Raw genomic sequence first — 18,886 nt, 5'->3', positions numbered from 1 at the left:
TTTAAAAATCAATACAAAGATATGATTTGTTTGTTAATTAACAATTCAAGAATTGATTTATGTTTTTTAATAATTACAGAATTTATCCGTATTTTATTATTTCTTCCAGTTTTTCGATATCTTTTATAATAATGTCTTTGCCCTTCGTTTTGATCAGCATTTCTTGTTCAAACTTTGTAAGGGTATGAATAATGCTTTCTCTGGAATATCCTATAATTTCAGCAATTTCGGTTCTAGTTAAACTAATGTCCTTAAAATTTTTATTACAAAATTTTAAAATAAACATAGCCACAGCTCCTTCCACATTTTTAAAACTAAGATTAATTAACCATTCCATGGTTTCCCGTAGTTTAAATTCTAATTTATTGCTTATTTTAAGATAAAATGATTTATTTAATTCACAGATTTTTTGAAACAAGTTTTTGGGAAAAACCATTAATTTAGAAGCGGTAAGCGAGTGAGTACTGTAAGGATAATGTTCCAATAATATATAATCCTTACCTATAATTTCACCCTTTCGGGCTATATAAACAATTTTTCTTTTATTGCCGGATTGGTACGTCAATTTACAATACCCTTCCAATACAAAATATATATTAACCGCAAAACTGCCCTGTTTAAAAAGGGCTTCTCTGGAATCAAAGTCAACAATACTACAATTTTGAGAGAGAAACATTTTCTCCTCCTCAGTTAATATAGCATAAAAAGGGATGGTAGTAATCAGCTTCTCCATGTTCAAAAAAGTAAGATTTTTCACTTACAAAGGTAATTATATTGTTTTTAAAATACAAATAACATCACTTACAAAAAATAATGAAAATCTTAATAATCTGTTTACATTTGCAATTATTAAATAATTAAAACTAAGATTTGTTATAAATATTATACATATTATTAGTTTTAAATTAAATAAAATTAATTTTTAGATGAGTAACACTTTAATGATTTTGCTGGAATTTATGGTTGTAATGGCGGCCATATTTATCGGGGCGAGAAAAGGAGGTTTAGGATTAGGTATTTTCGGAGGTCTGGGATTGGCTGTATTAGTTTTTGTTTTTAAGCTAAAGCCGCAAAATCCGCCCATAGATGTCATGTTAATGATAGTTGCCGTAATTACGGCAGCAAGTACTTTACAAGCATCCGGGGGTATAGACTATATGGTTAATATCGCTGAAAAGCTTTTAAGAGCTTATCCTCCTGCCATTACCATAGTAGCCCCTATTGTTTCTTATATTTTTACGATGATTGCAGGTACCGGACACATAGCCTATGCACTGTTGCCTATAATATCAGAAGTAGCCACCGATGCAAAGGTTAGGCCTGAAAGACCGTTAAGTATTTCGGTCATCGCGTCACAACAAGCCATAACCGCAAGTCCCATTTCTGCAGCTACGGCAGCTTTACTTAGTGTAGTTATGGTAAAAAACCCGGAATTAAGACTTACGGATATTTTAATGATATCAGTACCTTCCACTTTAATTGGAGTCATAGTTGCTGCAATTGTACAAATGTTTATAGGAGTTGATTTAGAAAAAGATCCTGAATATAAAAAAAGAATAAATGAAGGCTTATTAGAAATCAAAGAAAAAAGCAGCAAAAACAAAGTAAGTTTTGGAGCAAAATTATCTGTGATCATCTTTTTGGTTAGTGTTGTAGGTATAGTGGTATTTGGTTCCATAGACGGAATGAAGCCCACTTTTAATGGTGTACCAATGGCTATGCCTCATATCATAGAAATACTTATGTTGGCAGCAGCAGGATGTATCTTACTATTTACTAAAACCAATGTAGAAAAAATAGCAACCGGTTCCATTTTCTCTGCAGGAATGCAAGCAGTAATAGCTATTTTTGGTATAGCCTGGATGGGTGATACTTTTTTTGGTGGAAATTTAGATTTCTTCAAAGGATTGTTAACCACTATGGTTACAGAATATCCGTGGACCTTTGCAATAGCCTTATTTATTATGTCCATCATGCTGTTTAGTCAAGCAGCAACCGTACGAGCACTTATGCCGTTAGGGGTTTCCCTGGGCATACCTATCCCTAGTTTGATAGCTATGTTTCCGGCAGTAAATGGATATTTCTTTATTCCAAATTATCCAACCATAATAGCTGCAATAAACTTTGATCGTACCGGTACTACTCGTATAGGAAAATACGTGGTTAATCATTCTTTCCAATTATCGGGATTTATCGCAACCATTGTAGCCGTAAGTGTAGGTTTTGGGTTAGCATATTTACTATTTTAAAAATAAAAAAACAACCGTAAAAAAATTATAAATAAAAAATTATGTACAGAGTCGAAAACGATTTGATAGGAGATTTAGAAGTTCCTGAAAATGCATATTATGGAATTCAAACTCAAAGGGCTGTAAACAATTTTCATATAACAGGTATAAAGTTATCTAATTATCCGGAATTAATTAAAGCGTTAGCTTATGTAAAATGGGCGGCAGCAGAAACTAATTGCGAATTAGGAGTGTTAGATGAAAATATCAAAAATGCAATTGTAAAAGCATGTCAGGAAATTATAACCGGTAAATACGACAAAGAATTTCCAAGTGATGTAATTCAAGGAGGAGCAGGAACTTCAACCAACATGAACATAAATGAAGTGGTAGCCAATATTGCATTAGAAATAATGGGACATAAAAAAGGAGAATACCAATACTGTTCCCCTCACGATCACGTAAACCTTTCCCAATCTACTAATGATGCCTATCCAACTTCTATAAAATTAGCAGCAATTAATTCGAACATGATCTTAATTGATCATTTAAAACAATTAATTGAATCTTTCCGCAACAAAGGAAAAGAATTTATGCATGTTTTAAAAATGGGAAGAACCCAATTGCAAGATGCAGTACCTATGACTTTAGGGCAAGAATTTGAAGCATTTGCAGAAACATTAAGCGAAGATGTGGACCGGTTGACCCAAAATTCTAATTTATTTTTAGAAATCAATATGGGAGCTACTGCCATCGGAACCGGATTAAATGCAATTCCCGGATATGCTGAATTATGTGCTAAAAAATTAGCGGAAATAACAAAATTACCGTTTATATCTGCGAAAAATTTAGTTGAAGCAACCCCGGATACCGGATCATATGTTATTTACTCGTCAGCTTTGAAAAGAGTAGCCATCAAGCTTTCAAAAATTTGTAACGATTTACGTCTATTATCATCCGGACCTCGTTGTGGATTGAACGAAATCAATCTACCGGCTATGCAACCGGGATCTTCCATTATGCCGGGAAAAGTTAATCCCGTTATTCCGGAAGCAATGAACCAAACTTGCTTTAAAGTTATTGGAAATGATTTAACAGTAACTATGGCGGCAGAATCCGGGCAACTCCAATTAAATGTAATGGAACCTGTAATCGCATACAGCTTGTTAGAATCAGTTCATATCTTAATGAACGCAATGGATTGTTTACGGGTAAATTGTATCGACGGTATAACAGCTAATGAACAACATTGCAAAGATATGGTATTAAACAGTATAGGAATTGTTACAGCATTAAATCCCTATATAGGATACAAAAACAGCACTAAGATAGCTAAAGAAGCCTTAGAGAAAAATTTAAGTGTTTATGACTTAGTGCTCGAAAATAAGCTTTTATCAAAAGAAAAATTAGATGAAATATTGAACCCGCAAAATATGCTGGGGCCTCATAAGTATAAAGACTAATATAACCTTGAAAAGCAATTGATTTCTCAATTGCTTTTTCTTTTTTAGTTATATATACTATCCAGAAATTCATTGAAATATCGAACATAATATAAATTTTTTAGGGGGGAATTTTTTTAGACATTAATAGGAATAGCAAAAAAATATAAGTTCATTTTGTTGGCATATTAATTGTATTTTATATAGAGTTATTTTATGGGATAAAAAATATTATTTTCTTTTTTTATCTCTAATTAACCTAAAAAATATTTATTAAAAAACAAGATATATGGAATGGATTTTAAAAACTATTCAAGGTTCTCCTGAATTAGCTATTTTTCTCACCTTAGCATTAGGTTTTGCAATCGGACAAATAAAAATTAAAGGATTTAGTTTAGGCGCCGTTACGGGCGTTCTTTTAATGGGAGTATTAATCGGACAGCTGGGTATTTCCATTTCGCCTACCGTAAAATCAGCATTTTTTCTCATATTTTTATTTGCCGTTGGATATAGTGTGGGTCCTCAATTTGTGCACGGATTGAAAAAAGAAGGATTGCCGCAAATTGCATTTGCCGCCTTAGTATGTGTATCTTGTTTATTAGTAGGATGGGTTGCAGCAATTATTGCAGGTTTTGATGTAGGAAATGCAGCAGGATTATTAGCCGGAGCTAATACCATATCAGCAGTAATTGGAGTTGCATCCGATACAATAAATCAGTTAAGTATAGACTCTTCTCAAAAACAACAATTAATAAATCACATTCCCGTTGCGTATGCAGTAACTTATATATTTGGAACAGCAGGAACAGCATGGTTTTTATCATCCATTGGACCTAAGCTTTTAGGAAAAGATGTTATAGGGCAAACCAAAAAATATGAAGAATCATTAGGAGGAGAAATACAAGATGATGATTCAAGTTTAGAATATGCTTACGATGGAGCAACTTTTAGAGTAATTGAAGCAGGAAGTTCATTTTTTAATCAAAAACGCTCCGTTCAAGAGGTTGAAAATTTACTAGTAAACAAAGGATGGCCCGTCTATGTTGAACAAATTCGTTCAGCTTCCAACAATGAAATTATTTCAGATCCCACTCCCGATACTACTATCAATAGGGGAGATCGAATGGTTTTAAATGGCCCGTTAGATACCATTTTATCCGATGAAAATCTGGTTGGTAAAGAAGTAGCAGATTTGGAATTATTGGATTTTAAGGTAGAAAGTTTAAAGGTAATGGTTGCCAATAAAGAAATAATCGGAAAATGTTTACATACCTTAAAATACAATAAAAACAGACACGGAGTAATCATATTAAAAATACATAGAGGAAAAACAACAATTCCTTTATTAAAAAATGTAACCATCCAACGAGGAGATATTGTGGAAATAGAAGGCAGGAAAACAGACGTAGATAAATTTGCTTCCTACTTAGGTTATCCGGAAAGACCCACTAATGTTACTGATATTCTATATATAGGATTGGGTATATTTTTAGGAGGATTATTAGGGTCATTATCAATCCGTACAGGAAATATTCCCTTAAGTTTAAGTGCCAGTGGAGGAGTTTTAATTATGGGAATTATATTTGGATGGTTACGATCCTTGCGACCTACTTTTGGATACATTCCTTCGCCCTCAGTTTGGTTGATGAATAATTTGGGTTTAAACATGTTTATTGCCGTAGTGGGAATAAATGCAGGACCCGATTTTATTTCAGGATTGAAAACGGCCGGAGTAAGCTTATTTATCGCAGGAATATTTGTAAGCATCGTACCCATGTTCATTGGTATATTATTGGGAAGATATGTATTTAAATTCAATCCAGCCATTACCTTAGGGGCTTGTGCAGGAGCCCGAACTACAACCGCTGCATTGGGAGCCTTGGAAGATACATTACAAAGTAAAGTTCCGGCCCTGTCTTATACCACTACTTATGCCGTTGGTAATACACTACTTATTATATGGGGAGTAGTAATTGTTTTGTTAATGAGCTAGCCATTGAACACATAAAAATTAGTAAAACAAGAAAAAAGTAAATAACAATGGATATTTCTAAACTAAAAACCTCTCGTCGTAAAGAGCAGCAATTAGAACAACTAAGCCCTTTTGAGTTAAAAAATGATTTGATTAAATTGGCCTCAGATCAACAAACCAAACCCACCAGAACCATGTTAAATGCAGGTCGCGGAAATCCCAATTGGATAGCAACAGTTCCTCGAGAAGCATTTTTTACCTTAGGAAGGTTCGGAATAGAAGAATGTAAAAGAACCTTAAATAAACCCGAAGGATTGGCGGGGATACCCGAAAAAAAAGGAATAGGTAAAAGATTTGAAGCATTTTTGGAAAAAAATAAAGACCAACCCGGTATTGAACATTTAAAAAATACCTACAAATACGGTATAGAAAAACATAAATACGATCGCGACAGTTGGGCACACGAATTAGCGGAAGGAATTATCGGAGATCAATATCCAAGTCCGGTAAGGATGTTAAAACACATAGAACCCATAGTTCACGATTACCTCATTCAAGAAATGTGCGGGAATAATCCGCAAAGAAGTGGTAAATATGATATTTTTGCCGTAGAAGGAGGAACGGCTGCCATGTGTTATATTTTTGATTCTTTGATGGAAAACTATTTATTAAGAAAAGGAGATCATATTGCTTTAGGAGTTCCTGTTTTTACTCCTTACTTAGAAATACCTGAATTAAAAAGATATGATTTTAAGGTTACTTACGTGCATGGTACAGGAAAAAATAGCGACGGAACTTCCAACTATCAATATCCGGATGAAGAATTAGATAAATTAGGTGACAAAACCATCAAAGCCTTTTTCATTGTTAACCCAAGTAATCCCACCTCAGTAGAAATTTGCGATAAGAGTAGAAAATATCTCATAAAAGTAGTTAAAAACCTCAATCCAAATTTAATGATATTGACGGATGACGTTTACGGTACTTTTGTTCCCAAATTTAGCTCATTAATGAACGAATTACCACAAAATACACTTTGTGTTTATTCATTTTCAAAATATTTCGGAGCCACAGGATGGCGTTTAGGGGCTATTGCTTTATATGAAGATAATATTTATGATAAAATGCTCAAAGCAATACCTGAAAAAGAAAAAGCCAAAACAGCAAAATTATATTCCAGTTTGACTTTATATCCTGAAAAACTGAAATTTATTGATCGATTAGTAGCAGACAGTCGTCAAGTTGCATTGAATCATACTGCAGGATTATCCTTACCTCAACAAATACAAATGATGTTGTTTGCATCGTTTGCATTATTGGATAAGCAAAATCACTATAAAAAAGTATGTACAGATTTAGTAAAACATAGATTTAATCTACTTTGGGAAGGAATGAATATACCTATCAAACCCGATCCGGAAAGAGCATCTTACTATTGTGAAATAGATATTCATGAATGGGCATCTAAAAATTACGATAAAGATTTTGTTACTTTCTTGGAAAAGAATTTTGAACCCGTAGATATACTTTTCAGATTAGCTGAAAAATCTTCCATTGTATTGTTAAATGGAGGAGGTTTTGCCGGTCCGGAATGGTCAGTAAGAGTATCGTTAGCAAATTTAGATGACGATGATTATAAAACTATAGGAAAAAAGCTTTCCGAAACAATGTACGAATACGTAGAAGCATGGAAAAATTCAAAAAAATAAATTCAAATATTAATTATAATTATTTAACTATGAAAACAAAAAGTTTAAAAAATTTGTTCAGTTTGTTTGTATTGTTTATTTTTATGGCGGTTAACGCACAGTATAAACCAACTATTTACATTTTAGCAACAGGAGGAACCATCGCAGGACAAGGGTCATCCTCTGTAACTCAGGCATATACAGCCGGTTCTATTACAGTAGATGAACTTTTAAAAGCAGTTCCTTCCATTAAAGACATTGCTAACATTAAAGCAGAGCAAGTAGCAAATATCGGAAGTCAGGATATGAATGACGATGTTTGGCTAAAATTATCGAAAAGAGTTAATGAATTGCTTAAACAAAAAGATGTAGACGGAATTGTAATTACCCACGGTACCGATACACAAGAAGAAACAGCATATTTTCTTAACTTAACCGTAAAAAGCAACAAGCCTGTAGTATTAGTAGGTTCCATGCGTCCATCTACTGCCATTAGTGCAGACGGTCCTAGAAATATTTACAATGCAGTTGCATGTGCTGGATCGCCGGAATCTTTAGGTAAAGGAGTAATGGTAGTAATGGATGATAAAATTATAGGGGCTGATGATATTACCAAAACGCATACTCTTTCTGTAGGAACTTTTGAAGATCCAAATTATGGGAATTTGGGAATCGTGTATAACGGTAAACCCATCTATACCCGGGAATCTGTTAAAAGACATACAATAAATTCAGAATTTGACATAACTAACATAACTAAACTGCCTAGAGTTGAAGTAATTTTAAGTTATTCCAACGCTAAGTCATTATTTGTAGATGCTGCAGTTAATGCCGGAGTAAGAGGAATAGTAACTGCAGGAGTAGGTAACGGAAACATTACCACCGATCTACAAAATGCACTTGCAAATGCAGTAAAAAGAGGGATTGCAGTAGTTCGCTCCTCCCGAATTTCAATGGGGCCAACTGCTCAATATGATGAAGTAGATGACGATAAATATGGATTTACAGCATCTTGGTACTTAAATCCGTATAAATCCAGAGTATTATTGATGCTTGCTTTAACCAAAACAAATAATTATAAGGAAATACAAAGAATGTTTACAGAATATTAAAAATTTATGAAGAAATTAAGTATTACGAAAAAAATTCTCATAGCGGCTAATTGTTTATTTTGTTTGTCCATGTTCGGACAGCAAACCAATCCAAGTACAGGAGAAAACACTGTTAATGAACCATCTTTCAAATCCGTTCTGGATAAGTTATTGAAAGATGACAAAATGTTAAACATTATGTTTGATACTCGTGTGGATTATCAAGCTACTTTTAAAGGAAGTAAAACGGATCAAAGCAGTTTCAGAGGAAATACTGTAAAAGTATGGTTTGAAGGTGAAATAATTCCCGGGTTTCGTTACAGGGTACGTCATAGACTAAATACCCCTCAAAACGCATTGTACAGAGATAACTATTCATCAGCAACCGATCAAGCATATTTCGAAATTGATGCAGGAAAAAATTTAACATTCCGTGTAGGTAAACAAGCAGTACAATTCGGTACTTTTGAATTTGACTATAATGCTGCTGATGTTTACTTATATACTATGACCTATAATGACCTGGATGCGTATAAAACGGGGGTAAATTTAGCTTATAGAGTAGCAGGACAAACCTTAAATTTTGAAGTGGTAAATTCGGATGCTCCTCAATTTGCAACCGATAAATATAAAAATAAATCGTTAGCAGGTTTATTCTTATGGGAAGGTAGCCTTTTCAACAATGTATTTAGAACTCGATATGGATACGGGGCCTTTCAACATGATGCGAGCAAATATTATAACTGGATAACCATTGGTAACCAAATCAATCTTAAAAAATTTACAGCTGAATTAGATTGGTATATGGGAGATCGTGATATGGATTACGGGGATGTCGTTCAAAATGAAGATTTAGGATTAAGACATGTTAGAGACAATTCTGTTTCAGTTAATTTTAAATACGATTTAGGAAAGATAAAACCTTTAATTAAAGGAGTATGGAATAAAAGAAGAGATCAAATAAATTCTTCTTCCTATATTAATGGAGGTGTACAAGCAGCAGTTGAATATTATCCATTTACAGATCCGGCTATTAAAGACCTGAGATTCCACCTTATGTATGCGTATAACAGAACCAATTTTAACGGAATATATAACGGTTTAGATGGAATTAATGGAAATCAAATTATTGCAGGTATGCGTTGGTTCTTGAAAATCAAATAGAAATTGTACGATTATACTCAAATATTTTGACAAAAAAGCCTTATAATTTATTTATAAGGCTTTTTTATACCTTAATTTTTTCAATGTAAAATTTAAACTTAGTAGAAATGAAAAATCATTTTAAAAACAATCGAAATAAAAATAGAGCTTATATTTTTCGGATGATTTTTCCGGTAGGAGTTTTAGCGAAGCTTTCTACATAAATAAACTCTTTAGGTTTTTCATATTTATTTTCAAAATTGAAATCTAGAATTTGTTTTTCCAAATTGATATCTTTTTTTCCGGCTATAATAATCACTACTTTATTACCTAGTAAAGGATCTTGTACGGATGAAATGATAAAATCAGATTGAATAATAGATTTCAGTTGTTTTTCGACTTGTTCAGGAAAAATTTTAATTCCTCCGGAATTAATTACATGGTCCATTCTTCCTTTCCATTCAAATTCATTGTCAGAAATGAGCGAAACCAGATCATTAGTTACAATTTCTTCATCCAAAAATGGAGGAAGAATACACAAACAACCTCTTTCATCCACACGAATTTTAGTGTTGGGCATAACTTTAAAAGCCGAATTTACCGCATGACCCGATATTTTTTTTAGTGCAATATGTGATATCGTTTCCGTCATTCCAAAAGATTCATATATATCGGTAGTTTGTTTTTTTAATTCGGATACCAATTGAGCGGAAGGCTGAGCGCCTCCTACAATCAACCTTTTTATAAGGTAAAGCTTATCCAATGAATTTTCAACTTGCATAGGCGTCATTGCAGAAAAGGAAAACTCTCTGTTAACATTCTCAAGGGGATGAGATACGGGCTTAATGCAATAAAGATCTAATTTCCAAACGATAGCTCTTACTAACATCATCTTACCTGCTATATAGGAAGAAGGCATACAAAGGAGAGCGCTGTCATTGGCTTTAAGATTTAAAAAAGTACCCGTCATCTTTGCGCTTTCAGCCATAGCTTTTTTAGTCAGTTCAATATTTTTTGGAGTTCCGGTGGAACCGGATGTCTTTGTGATTATAGTGGGTGAAGCAGAATACCAATCTTTTAAAAAATCAACAAGGTCTATTTGCCATTTTTCTTGACAAGGTATTGCATTCACGTCTATAGGTTTTGAAAAATTCAGATGAATCATAAGAAATTTTTTATCTTTATACGATAATGATTACTATCAATGAGACTATATATTTCAGTAATATAGAATACTTTTTTCAATTTATGGATTATAAAATAGATATTCACCCCTTACGGAAAGTTTAGAAGGGAAATTATTAGTATATAAACTTCCTGTACCCAAACCTTGCGGCATATCTTTATGAAATAAAGCAGTCCATTGCGCTATAGCATTTAATCCAATATTGGACTCTAAGGCTGAAGTGACCCACCAATCTATATTTTTAGATTCGGCTATTTCAATCCATTCTTCCGATCCTTTCCATCCGCCAATTAAAGAAGGTTTTAAAATTATATATTGAGGTTTTATAATTTCTAACGTTTTTTCTTTTTCATCTTTATAAAACTTACCAATTAATTCTTCGTCCAAAGCAATAGGAGTGGGAGTATATTTGCATAATTCAGCCATTTGGTTTTCATTTCCGGCTTTAATAGGTTGTTCAATGGAATGAATGTCAAGTTGAGCCAGTTGCTCTAATACCTTTTTTGCTTCCTCAAAGGAAAATCCGCCATTAGCATCCACTCTCAATTCCAATTGAGAAGCAGAAAATTCTTTGCGTAAGTTTTGTAATATTTTATATTCTTCTTGCCAGTTAACACCAATTTTAAGTTTTATACAACTATAATTTTGTTCGAGTTTTTGTTGGATTTGCTCACGCATAAAGTCCAAGTTTCCCATCCAAATTAATCCGTTGATTTTAATTCCTTGTTTTCCTTCGGTAAATTCAGAAGGAAAAAACATCCCGTCTTTCCTGTTTTCAATTTGAGCAAAAATCTGTTCAATACCGAATTGTATGGAAGGAAATTCTTGACAATTCGTTAGCAAAAATTCTTTACCTTCATTGATATGATCACATACCCATTGCAGTTTAGGCTCATATTCCGTTTCGGAATCAGCACTTAAACCCCTAAAAAAACTACATTCGCCAACATATTCCGTATCTGAATTTTGAACTTTTAAAAGATAAGTTAGCTTAGAATTTAATGTTCCGCGAGAAGTTCCTGCCGGACGCTTAAATTGTAATTCATATGAGGTGAAATTTGCCTGTATCATATAAAAAAATAATTATAATTAGTGAGATATTTATCTTAACTTGAACAAAAGTTAAAAACTTTATCAAAGTTATTACCAACGCTAAAATTACAAATAATATGAAGAAAATTTTATTATTTTGGATTGTACTATCCACCTGTTTTTTTTATTCTCAGCAAGCTGAGATACCGTTTATAGAAAGTAAGTCAATACCTCTCAACTATTATGCGGATGCATACGGTACGGGATATGACTTAAAAACACGTTTGAAAGAAATTATCAAACAGGGACATGTACCCATTGGATATAAAGGTTTGTGGAATTTATATAAGTCTATGAGTGCTTTTAGTGATCAATGGTATGAAAACGATGGAACTGTTTTGGATATTTATTCTGAGATACCTAACGGTGCGGATCCTTACAATTATCGGTTTGGAGTAGATCAGTGCGGAAATTATACTAAAGAAGGAGATTGTTATAATAGAGAGCACCTGATACCGCAATCTGTATTTTATAAAAAAAATCCCATGCTGTCTGATGCCTTTCATATTTGGCCTACGGACGGAAAAGTGAATGCCATGAGAAGCGATTATCCGTTTGGTAGAGTAGGTAACAGCAAATGGGTATCCAAAAACGGATCTCAATTGGGTAACAATGCTAATTCCGGGTATTCAAAAGGGTATAAAGGAGTCGTTTTTGAACCCATTGATGAATTTAAGGGGGATATAGCTCGAGCATTCTTTTATTTTGCAACCCGATATGAAGATGAAATCAGTTCTTGGAGTTTTGATATGTTTAATAGAACAAAAAATCAAGTGTTTACCGATACCTTTAGAAATATATTGCTGACTTGGCATGTGATGGATCCTGTCAGTGACCGAGAAATAGCCATGAATGAAGCTATTTATAGTAAACAGAAAAATCGTAATCCCTATATAGACCATCCCGAGTGGGTGGAAATGGTTTGGGGAAATAATTTAAAAGTGGAAAGTTTCGAATATCAACCCAGAGATTTTTTAGAAATTTATCCTACTCTTTCTTCGGGAACTGTTTATATAAAATCCAACGATTATAAATCCGCAATTAAAAAAGTGATGGTTTTTTCTTTAAACGGAATTTTATTACAAACCGTTGTCAATTCCTATAACAGCGATTTATTGACGATTACTATTCAAAAATCAGGTAGTTACATAATAAAAGTAATGGGAAATGATTTTGAAGTAAACAGAAAAGTTATAATCCAATAAAAATAGGATAGAATTTAAAAGAGGAGAAATTAATTTTCTCCTCTTTTTTACTTTTTACTTGTTTATATTTCGTTAACGTATAAAACTACATAAAAAATACCGATAAGCTTCTGGCTCCTTGTGCTCCTCTAACCATAACAGCCCCTATATCAGCTGTAGCAGAAGGACCTAACATAAAACAACCGTAATTATTATCACGAAGATTTATTCTCGCATACGCTTCATACATGTCTCTGACTATATCTTGCGGCTTTAACAAAATAATTAAATGTTGAGAAAGAAAACCTAAAGAAGTAACCATCATACCTTTTTCCGTCAACCAGACCATACCGTTTTCTGAAACACCAAATTCCGCACGAATAATTCCAACATCCACATCATCCAATTGATGAGGATCAGTTACTTTGGATAAATCTTTATTTCCTGGAAATTCGATGGCAGAAGAACAAATTACTTTAGCTTGCGGATGTAATTCTTTAATTTTGTTTTCGCCCTCCTCAATGGAATTTATGGTGAAGCAAGTACCGGCATTTAAGATTAAATTTTCCTTAAATTCTTCCACAATATCTTTTGTGCTTTTGGGAAATGAAGGAATTACAGGATAGGGATATTGTATTCCTTGAGGCTTATTTTTACGAATAGCTTCTAATATATGTTCTTTAGTACTTATCATTTTTTTCTTTTCTGTTTTTAATATACCAATCTCTAAATGTATTTTTTGCCATGGAAAACATTTTACGTTCTTGAGTCCATGGATTTAAACTGCTGTATATAAGAAAATCGGGCACTATGGGCAGTGCTTTTTCTGCAAAAGCTTCCGTTGTTCTAAATAGATGCGGATGACCTAAAACAGCACCGGCTGCTTTCAGCGCATATTTTCGATTTGAAGGCATGTATCCTTTGTCGACAACCAATTTCCTCCATTTATAGATTTGATCGGAAATGTCAATTTTTACCGGACAAACATCTGAACAAGAGCCGCATAAAGTGGAATGATACGGAAGCTCTTTATATTTTTCTAGATCGAAAGTCGGGCTTAATATAATTCCTATCGGACCGGAATAGGTTGATTCATAAGATAAACCACCACTTCTTCTGTAAACCGGACAAGTATTCATACATGCGCCGCAACGGATACATTTAAGAGAAGTCCAAAAATCTTCCATGCCTAAACGGGTAGATCTTCCATTATCAGTTATAATAATATGAAGTTCTCCATTTTTTCGAGGTCCGGTGAAATGCGAAGTATATTGGGTTGCCGGTGTTCCTAATGCACTCCTGGATAAGAGACGTATAAAAATTCCTAAATCTTCCACCTTTGGAATTATTTTTTCAATACCTATACTAGCAATATGAAGAGGAGGTACGGCTGCTCCAATATCCGCATTACCTTCATTAGTGCAGACAACAAAAGTTCCTGTTTCAGCTATCGCGAAATTGGCACCGGTCATTCCCGCACCTGCTCGTAAAAATTTAGGCCTTGCATTATTTCTCATCGCTTCGTTTAAAGAATGTGGATCCGTATCATTAGGATCAGTGCCTATGGTTTTCGCAAAGAGCTGGGCGATATCTTCCGTGGTTTTTTCAATGGCGGGCATAACAATATGAGCCGGTGGTTGATGTGAAAGCTGCTGTATTCTTTCGCCCAAATCAGATTCGGTAACCTCAATTCCCTTAGATTCTAAAAAGCTTGTCATTTCACACTCTTCTTGAAGCATGGATTTGCTTTTTATAATTTCAGTTACTTTTCTTTCTTGTAAGATGTTATAAACGATTTCGTTATGTTCCTGCGCGTCTCTAGCCCAGTGAACCACTGCACCCCTTTTGGAGGCATTTTCTGCAAAAGTGGATACATATTCGTCCAGGTTAGACAAAGTGTGTTCCTTTATTTTAGATGCTAAATCCTTAAGTTCTTCCCATTCCGGTATGGATTGGGCAATTCGATCTCTTTTTACTCGGGCATTCCAAAGGTTTTTATCATGTTCCTTTTCGTGTATGTTATCTTGATTTATAAAATCAGCAGAATTTTTTTCAATGTTGACAATCTTCTTTTTCATTTTCAAAGTTTAAAATGGACCTCCGTTAAGAACTTGGGCAATATGAAGAAAAGGTAAATGGGTGATGCCATTTTTTAAAGCAACTCCCTTTTGGTGCATTAAGCAAGACATATCGGGTGAAACTACATATTCTGCTCCACTGGTTACGTAATCTGAAATTTTGTCTTTACCCATTTTTCCGCTCACTACTTCATCAGTTACACAAAAAGTGCCTCCAAAACCGCAACATTCGTCCGGTCTGCTCATCTCTGCTATTTCCAGTCCATCAATCATTTTTAATAAATCAGCAGATTTATTATAGGGAGTTCCTATGATTTCCGAAGGTTTGGCAATTCCTAATCCTCGGATGGAGCTGCAACTATTGTGTAGAGCAACTTTATGTTTGAATTCAACACCCGGAAAACTTTTTACTTGTAAGATGTCGTGTAAAAACTCAACCAATTCATAGGTATTTTTTCTCACTTGCTTTACCTCATCGGTTTGCTCTAAATTATCAAAATGTAAACGGACTTGCTTTACACAACTTCCGGCAGGACCAACGATGTACTCATAATCCTTAAAATTTTGAATAAATAATTTTTGTGCAGTTTCTGCACTTTTGTAATCGCCCTCATTGGACATGGGTTGGCCGCAACAAGTTTGCTCCATTGGATATTCTACATCCAACCCTAATTTTTCTAATAATTCCAAAGTTGCTATTCCTACTTCCGGGTAAATAGCATCAATATAACATGGAATAAATAAACCAATTTTCATAATAGATTTTTAATTTTATAGATAATTTTGTTATTTATAATCATTCTAAAGTAAATAAATCTAGGTATTTATATTATTTTAGCATTTTATTGTACAATTTATAGTGATAGCAAAGATTGTGCTTAATGAAAGGTTTTACTCAAAAATTTTTTCAGTTATCTTTGTTAAAAATTAAAATTCTGATATTTACCAATTTTTTCGGATAAATAAAACGTATGAGGTTAACGGATTCATTGAATAGCTTACCTGTTGAAAAAAAATATTTATTAGCAGTTAGTGGAGGAGTCGATAGTATGGTATTGTTGCATTTATTTTATACTTCTCCTTACCGTTTTAGTGTAGTTCATTGTAATTTTCGGCTAAGAGGGGAGGATTCAGATTTAGACGAAAAATTAGTAAAGGACTTTTGTGATGATCATGATATTGAGCTATTCATTAAAACCTTTGATACCTTAAAAATTAAGAAAAATAGAGAATCTATTGAAATGGTTGCCAGGAACTTAAGGTATAATTATTTTCAAGAATTAATAAAAAAGCACTCTTTTGATTATCTTGTTACTGCACACCATCTTAATGATAATGTAGAAACTTTTTTTATAAATCTATTGAGAGGTTCAGGCATTAAGGGATTATCGGGAATGCAAATGATTGCAAATTATATTGTAAGACCTTTATTGACTTTTACCCGAAATGAAATCGTTAATTTTGCTCTGAATCATTCAATCACTTGGAGAGAAGATGCTTCGAATCAAACGTTGGATTATTTAAGAAATAAAATTCGTCATCAGATTATTCCTGAATTTCAAAATATTTCATCCGGTTTTTTACATCAAGTAGAAAAAAGTATGAGTATTTTACATGAAACTCAATCTTTTTTAGAATCACAGGTGCAAGAATTACAAATAAAAGCAGAAGTTTTTGCTGAGACAGGGGTGAAGGCTTATTCATTAGAGAAACTCCTACAAGCTGATTTTCTTTTGTCTTACCATTTACTTTCCAAATATGGATTTACTAATAAAAAAGATTGTGAAAATATACTAAATGCTCATACAGGAAGTTTATTTGAATCACATGAGTATAAAGCTTGGGTGGATAGGGGAACATTGTTGTTAGCTAATAGAAGTAAAACGGAATTTTCAACTGTTAATTTTTTAATTCCATCGGTTCCGTGGATATGTAAGCAACCGTTTGAATTTACTTGTTGTGTAGTTGATAATGCTATATTTAAGGAAGGAGAAAGTATTGATTTTGAAAAAGTTGAATTTCCTTTAGTTTTAAGAAATTGGAAGGAAGGGGATTATTTTTACCCTATTAATGGATTAGGTAAAAAGAAGGTAAGTAAATTTTTAAAGGATCATAAGGTATCTAATTTTCAAAAAGAGAAAGTATTGGTTTTATGTAATAATTCAGGAGAAATTATTTGGTTGGTGGGGTTTCGTTTAGATGATCGTTTCAAAATATCACCTTCCACTCAAAAATTTCTTCATTTAAATTATAAAGCATAAGAGTTAAGGATAATAAACTTTTATAAAGTAAATTTTTTCTTATTTGAAGCTAGTAGGTATCATGTTTGTATCTTTTAATAATAATTTGAAAAATATCTTATGTATTCTAAGATAAAGGAAAAAATCAAAAATATTATACATTTTTTAACCTATGATATATGGCGGGTAAACGGAAGCGATGGTCCTCATATAAAAACTTTTTTCATTAATATTACCAAAGCTTTTTTATTAACTTTTAGAAATAGTAACGGCTCACAGATCAATACTCGTGCAGCCGCCTTAACATATAATTCTCTTTTGTCTATAGTGCCTTTATTGGCAGTATTATTTGCTATAGCCCGTGGATTTGGTTTTCAAAATTTAGTGGAAACACAACTGTTTCAATATTTTACGGGACAGAAAGTTGCTCTTTCCAAGGCTATGCAATTTATAGACGGTTCGATTGATTATGCTCAAGGTGGCGTATTTTTAGGTTTAGGAATAATCATTCTCTTTTACACGGTTATAACTTTATTAGTAAGTATTGAAGATAATTTTAATACTATTTGGAGAATTAAAAAAGGAAGGAAATTTTCTCGACAATTTACGGATTATTTAGCCTTAATTCTTATAGCTCCCTTATTTTTAATTTGCAATGCCGGATTGTCAATTTTTTTGAACTCAACTACCAATATCAATATCATCGGTATGGTCATTAGTCCGATCATAAAGTTTATTCCCTACGTTATAATCATCTTACTTTTTACATTTATATATATTTACATTCCTAATACAAAAGTCAAATTTAGTGCTGCCTTTTTAGCAGGTATAGTGAGCGGGAGTTGTTTCCAAATTTTTCAAATGCTTTATATATCCGGACAATTTTGGATAGCAAAATATAATGCTATTTATGGGAGTTTTGCCGCATTGCCTTTGTTAATGTTGTGGCTGCAATTGAGCTGGTTTATTTGCTTGTTCGGGGTTCAATTATCTTTTTCCTATCAAAATGTAAATAAGTTTAGCTTCGAAAAAGATATTAGCAACATAAGCAGAAGATATAAGGATTTTATACTTTTAATGATCACTACACTCATCATAAAACGATTTGAAGCTGGCGAAAAGCCCTACACGGCAGATGAATTATCTGAAACGTATAAAATACCCACCCGATTAACTAGTGATTCTTTATACTATTTATTACAAGTAGGATTAATTGTAGAAACACTAACAGAAAATGACATGGTGGTTGCATATATTCCCGGAATCGATATCAATCACATTACGATAAATTATTTTTTCAATAAATTGGATCAATATGGATCTGAAAACTTCAAGATCGATATGGAAGGAGATATTAAAAATATTTGGGATAAAACTTTAGAAATACGAAATATGATTTATGAGCATGAAAGCGGAGTTTTACTTAAAGATATCTAAAAGCTAATCGATAGTTTTATTAAGCCTTTTTAAATTTTCCTGAAGGTTTCCATGTAAAATTATTTTGAAAAATAATCCGGCCATTCCATTGATTTAAAAATTCTA

15 protein-coding genes are annotated in these 18,886 nt (G+C 33.0%); 9 read left to right on the top strand and 6 right to left on the bottom strand.

From position 1 onward, the window contains the following. Positions 1 to 82 precede the first annotated feature (82 nt). Positions 83 to 733 (bottom strand): Crp/Fnr family transcriptional regulator, encoded by a 651-nt coding sequence (locus tag GFV01_RS08825; RefSeq protein WP_160566619.1) that lies wholly within the window; start codon positions 731 to 733, stop codon positions 83 to 85. A 208-nt stretch (positions 734 to 941) separates the two neighbouring features. Here GFV01_RS08825 and GFV01_RS08820 point away from each other — a divergent pair, with 208 nt between their 5' ends. From GFV01_RS08820 to GFV01_RS08795, 6 genes are all read left to right on the top strand, one after another. Further along, positions 942 to 2,249, top strand: a complete 1,308-nt coding sequence (locus GFV01_RS08820) for an anaerobic C4-dicarboxylate transporter family protein (protein ID WP_160566744.1) — start codon at positions 942 to 944, stop codon at positions 2,247 to 2,249. Positions 2,250 to 2,290: 41 nt separating this feature from the next. Then, positions 2,291 to 3,691: an aspartate ammonia-lyase gene (gene aspA / locus GFV01_RS08815; RefSeq protein WP_160566616.1), complete on the top strand. Its 1,401-nt coding sequence runs from the start codon at positions 2,291 to 2,293 to the stop codon at positions 3,689 to 3,691. A 268-nt stretch (positions 3,692 to 3,959) separates the two neighbouring features. Next, the gene (gene aspT, locus GFV01_RS08810) at positions 3,960 to 5,663 is read left to right on the top strand and encodes an aspartate-alanine antiporter (protein WP_160566613.1); all 1,704 of its coding nucleotides are present in this window, start codon (positions 3,960 to 3,962) and stop codon (positions 5,661 to 5,663) included. A 47-nt stretch (positions 5,664 to 5,710) separates the two neighbouring features. Next, positions 5,711 to 7,351, top strand: coding sequence for an aspartate 4-decarboxylase (gene aspD / locus GFV01_RS08805; RefSeq protein WP_160542661.1), 1,641 nt, complete (start codon positions 5,711 to 5,713; stop codon positions 7,349 to 7,351). A gap of 29 nt (positions 7,352 to 7,380) precedes the next feature. Further along, on the top strand, positions 7,381 to 8,442 hold the full coding sequence (locus tag GFV01_RS08800) for a type II asparaginase (RefSeq protein ID WP_105297285.1): 1,062 nt from the start codon (positions 7,381 to 7,383) through the stop codon (positions 8,440 to 8,442). Between the two features lie 6 nt (positions 8,443 to 8,448). Next, complete coding sequence (locus GFV01_RS08795) at positions 8,449 to 9,585, top strand: porin (RefSeq protein WP_160566610.1); 1,137 nt, start codon at positions 8,449 to 8,451, stop codon at positions 9,583 to 9,585. A gap of 148 nt (positions 9,586 to 9,733) precedes the next feature. Here the strand turns inward: GFV01_RS08795 and GFV01_RS08790 are convergent, their stop codons facing one another. Both GFV01_RS08790 and GFV01_RS08785 read right to left on the bottom strand, forming a co-directional pair. Beyond that, positions 9,734 to 10,729: an AMP-binding protein gene (locus GFV01_RS08790; protein ID WP_160566607.1), complete on the bottom strand. Its 996-nt coding sequence runs from the start codon at positions 10,727 to 10,729 to the stop codon at positions 9,734 to 9,736. An 81-nt stretch (positions 10,730 to 10,810) separates the two neighbouring features. Continuing rightward, positions 10,811 to 11,818, bottom strand: coding sequence for an o-succinylbenzoate synthase (locus tag GFV01_RS08785; protein ID WP_160566741.1), 1,008 nt, complete (start codon positions 11,816 to 11,818; stop codon positions 10,811 to 10,813). A 101-nt stretch (positions 11,819 to 11,919) separates the two neighbouring features. Here GFV01_RS08785 and GFV01_RS08780 point away from each other — a divergent pair, with 101 nt between their 5' ends. Then, positions 11,920 to 13,047 carry an endonuclease gene (locus tag GFV01_RS08780; RefSeq protein WP_160566604.1) on the top strand — a complete coding sequence of 376 codons (1,128 nt, stop codon included), beginning with the start codon at positions 11,920 to 11,922 and terminating at the stop codon, positions 13,045 to 13,047. 85 nt (positions 13,048 to 13,132) lie between these two features. Here GFV01_RS08780 and GFV01_RS08775 read toward each other — a convergent pair whose 3' ends face one another. Genes GFV01_RS08775 through GFV01_RS08765 form a run of 3 tightly spaced genes read right to left on the bottom strand, consistent with a single transcriptional unit; the run spans position 13,133 to position 15,860 of the window. Next, complete coding sequence (locus tag GFV01_RS08775) at positions 13,133 to 13,720, bottom strand: LUD domain-containing protein (protein ID WP_185150342.1); 588 nt, start codon at positions 13,718 to 13,720, stop codon at positions 13,133 to 13,135. Further along, a complete protein-coding gene (locus tag GFV01_RS08770; protein ID WP_160566601.1) occupies positions 13,707 to 15,104 on the bottom strand; it encodes a lactate utilization protein B in 1,398 nt (465 codons plus the stop codon). The genes GFV01_RS08775 and GFV01_RS08770 overlap by 14 nt, the downstream gene beginning before the upstream one ends. Before the next feature lie 9 nt (positions 15,105 to 15,113). After that, a complete protein-coding gene (locus GFV01_RS08765; RefSeq protein WP_160542657.1) occupies positions 15,114 to 15,860 on the bottom strand; it encodes a (Fe-S)-binding protein in 747 nt (248 codons plus the stop codon). Positions 15,861 to 16,075: 215 nt separating this feature from the next. On the opposite strand from GFV01_RS08765, the gene tilS reads away from it, so the two are divergent. Together tilS and GFV01_RS08755 are read left to right on the top strand one after the other, a co-directional pair. Further along, entirely contained in the window at positions 16,076 to 17,365 is a 1,290-nt protein-coding gene (gene tilS / locus GFV01_RS08760) for a tRNA lysidine(34) synthetase TilS (RefSeq protein WP_160566598.1), read from the top strand. A 99-nt stretch (positions 17,366 to 17,464) separates the two neighbouring features. Next, on the top strand, positions 17,465 to 18,781 hold the full coding sequence (locus GFV01_RS08755; RefSeq protein ID WP_160542655.1) for a YihY/virulence factor BrkB family protein: 1,317 nt from the start codon (positions 17,465 to 17,467) through the stop codon (positions 18,779 to 18,781). Positions 18,782 to 18,886 lie beyond the last annotated feature (105 nt).

This window comes from Apibacter sp. B2912 (assembly GCF_009827835.1).
In the GTDB taxonomy this organism is placed as follows: domain Bacteria; phylum Bacteroidota; class Bacteroidia; order Flavobacteriales; family Weeksellaceae; genus Apibacter.
The sequence above is the reverse complement of the archived record's forward strand: the minus strand, read 5'-3'. Positions and strand labels throughout refer to the sequence as shown.